This window comes from Kitasatospora sp. NPDC047058, from assembly GCF_040643935.1.
Taxonomy (GTDB): domain Bacteria; phylum Actinomycetota; class Actinomycetes; order Streptomycetales; family Streptomycetaceae; genus Kitasatospora.
This window is the reverse complement of the sequence record NZ_JBEYVJ010000746.1, coordinates 1-1985: the sequence shown is the minus strand read 5'-3', so window position 1 is coordinate 1985 and position 1985 is coordinate 1. Positions and strand designations below refer to the sequence as shown.

Annotated in this window: 2 protein-coding genes; one reads left to right on the top strand and one right to left on the bottom strand. The window is 74.4% G+C overall.

Annotated elements, in window-relative coordinates; genetic code table 11:
- Positions 1-998: acyl-ACP desaturase (locus tag ABZ885_RS40095; RefSeq protein ID WP_360199981.1), on the bottom strand; the 998-nt coding region annotated here is incomplete at its 3' end.
- A 196-nt stretch (positions 999-1194) separates the two neighbouring features.
- Between ABZ885_RS40095 and ABZ885_RS40090 the strand changes: the two genes are divergently transcribed.
- Entirely contained in the window at positions 1195-1929 is a 735-nt protein-coding gene (locus tag ABZ885_RS40090; protein ID WP_360199979.1) for an NAD(P)-dependent alcohol dehydrogenase, read from the top strand.
- The last annotated feature ends 56 nt before the right edge of the window (positions 1930-1985 follow it).

The following is a 1985-nucleotide window of genomic DNA, read 5'->3' as shown; positions in this document are numbered from 1 at the left end:
ACAGAGAGCCGCTCCGATGACCGCCGCCCCCGACCTGTCCTTCCTCGACCACCCCGCGCTGCTGCCGGCCTTCGTCGAGGCTGCCGCGCGTCGAAGCGGGCCGCCTGGGCCGCCAGGCCGTCGAGTACCAGCCCCAGCTCCTCCTGGGCCCTGAGCCCGTCCGGTCCCAGCCCGCCGGTCTCCATCACCTTGAGGTGGCGCAGGACGGGCAGCAGCACGTCGTCGAGGTGGACGCGGAGGTTGTACACGCCGTCGACGGCGATCCGCACGGCGGCGCGTTCGAAGCCGGGCATGCCGTGGCCGGGCATGCGGAAGCCGGTGACCACCTCGTTGACGGCCTGCATCGCCTGGTCGGGGGCGAGTTCGAACGCGGCCCGCAGCAGGTTCCGGTAGAAGATCATGTGCAGGTTCTCGTCGTTGGCGACCTGCGCCAGCATCCGGTCGCAGACCGGATCGCCCGAGGCGTGCCCGGTGTTGCGGTGCGCGATGCGGGTGGCCAGCTCCTGGAAGGCGACGTACGCGACCGTGTGGAGCGGCGAGTGCCGGTGGTCGGAGACGAAGCCGCCCCGCATGTGGGTCATGCGGGCGCGCTCCAGCTCCACCGGGTCGACGGCGCGGGAGGCGACGAGGTAGTCCCGCAGGACCGTCGAGTGCCGGGCCTCCTCGGCGGTCCACTGGTGCACCCAGGTGCCCCAGGCGCCGTCGCGGCCGAACAGCCTCGCGATCTCGTGGTGGTAGCTCGGCAGGTTGTCCTCCGTCAGCAGGTTCACCACCAGCGAGACCCGGCCCACCTCGGTCAGCGGCGACTGCCCGGCCGCCCACGGTTCGCCGCCTAGCGGGCCGTCGAAGTCCCGGCCGCGGCCCCAGGGCACGTACTCGTGCGGCATCCACTCCTTGAAGACCCGCAGGTGGCGGTCGAGTTCGCGCTCGACCACCTCCTCCAGGGCCTCCAGGAGTCGGGCATCGGTCCACCGGGTGCGGGCGGAGGTGTTGCTCACAGGGGTTCAACTCTCGGTCGACGGGCGAACCTACGGTTCCGTAGGTAACGTCACCGTAGGTTGACCGCGCCGACGGCGTCTGGGGCCCTTCGACCCCATTCGCGCGGGTCCGGCCGCCCGCCGGGCGACCGGGGCCGCGCGCGCACCGGCCCCCTCGGCCGTACGGCGCCCGGGCCGCCGCCGTACGCTACGACCCATGAGAGCCATGGCGCAGCGCACCTGGAAGGCCGGGGAACGGTTGGTGCTCGTGGACCTGCCCACGCCCGAGCCCCGCAGGGGTGAGGTCCGGGTCGGTGTCCGGGCCGTCGGGGTCAATCCGGTCGACTGGAAGATGCGCAGTCACGGCCCGCTGCGGCTGGCCGCCCGGGTGCTGGGGCCGAGGCCGCCGGTGGTCGTGGGGGTGGACTTCGCCGGGGTGGTCGACGCCGTCGGCCCCGGGGTCACGGGCGTCCGGCCGGGCGACCGCGTGGTCGGCGGGACCGACTTCTCCCGGGGCCAGCGCGGCTCCTACGCCGACACCGTCGTGGTGCGCGCCGACCAGCTCTGCGCGGTGCCGGACGAGGTCGACCTGACCGTGGCCGCCGCCCTGCCGGTGAGCGGCGTGACCGCCCGGATGGCGGTGGTGGACCTGGGCCGCACCCCCCGGCAGCGGCCCGCCGACCGGCGCGTGCTGGTCCTGGGCGCCTCCGGCGCGGTGGGCCAGCTCGCCGTGCAGATCGCCAAGCTGGAGGGCGCGTTCGTGGCCGGCGTCTGTTCGGCGCGCAACGCCGGCCTGGTCGCGGAGCTGGGCGCCGACGTCGTCCTCGACTACGGCGCGGGCGACGCGCTGGCCCAGGCCCGGGCCCACGCCCCGTTCCACCTCGTCGTCGACTGCGCCGGCGGCTACTCGGGCGCCGGCTGCCGGGCCCTCCACCTCCCACCGGGCACCTGAGAGCAGGCTCCCAGATGATCGCCCAGAAGCGGGCCGGATCCGGCTTCGCGAGAACT

Coding starts and splice junctions, on each gene's coding strand:
- ABZ885_RS40090 (WP_360199979.1), top strand. CDS start 1,195: ATGAGAGCCATGGCGCAGCGCACCTGGAAGGCCGGGGAACGGTTGGTG.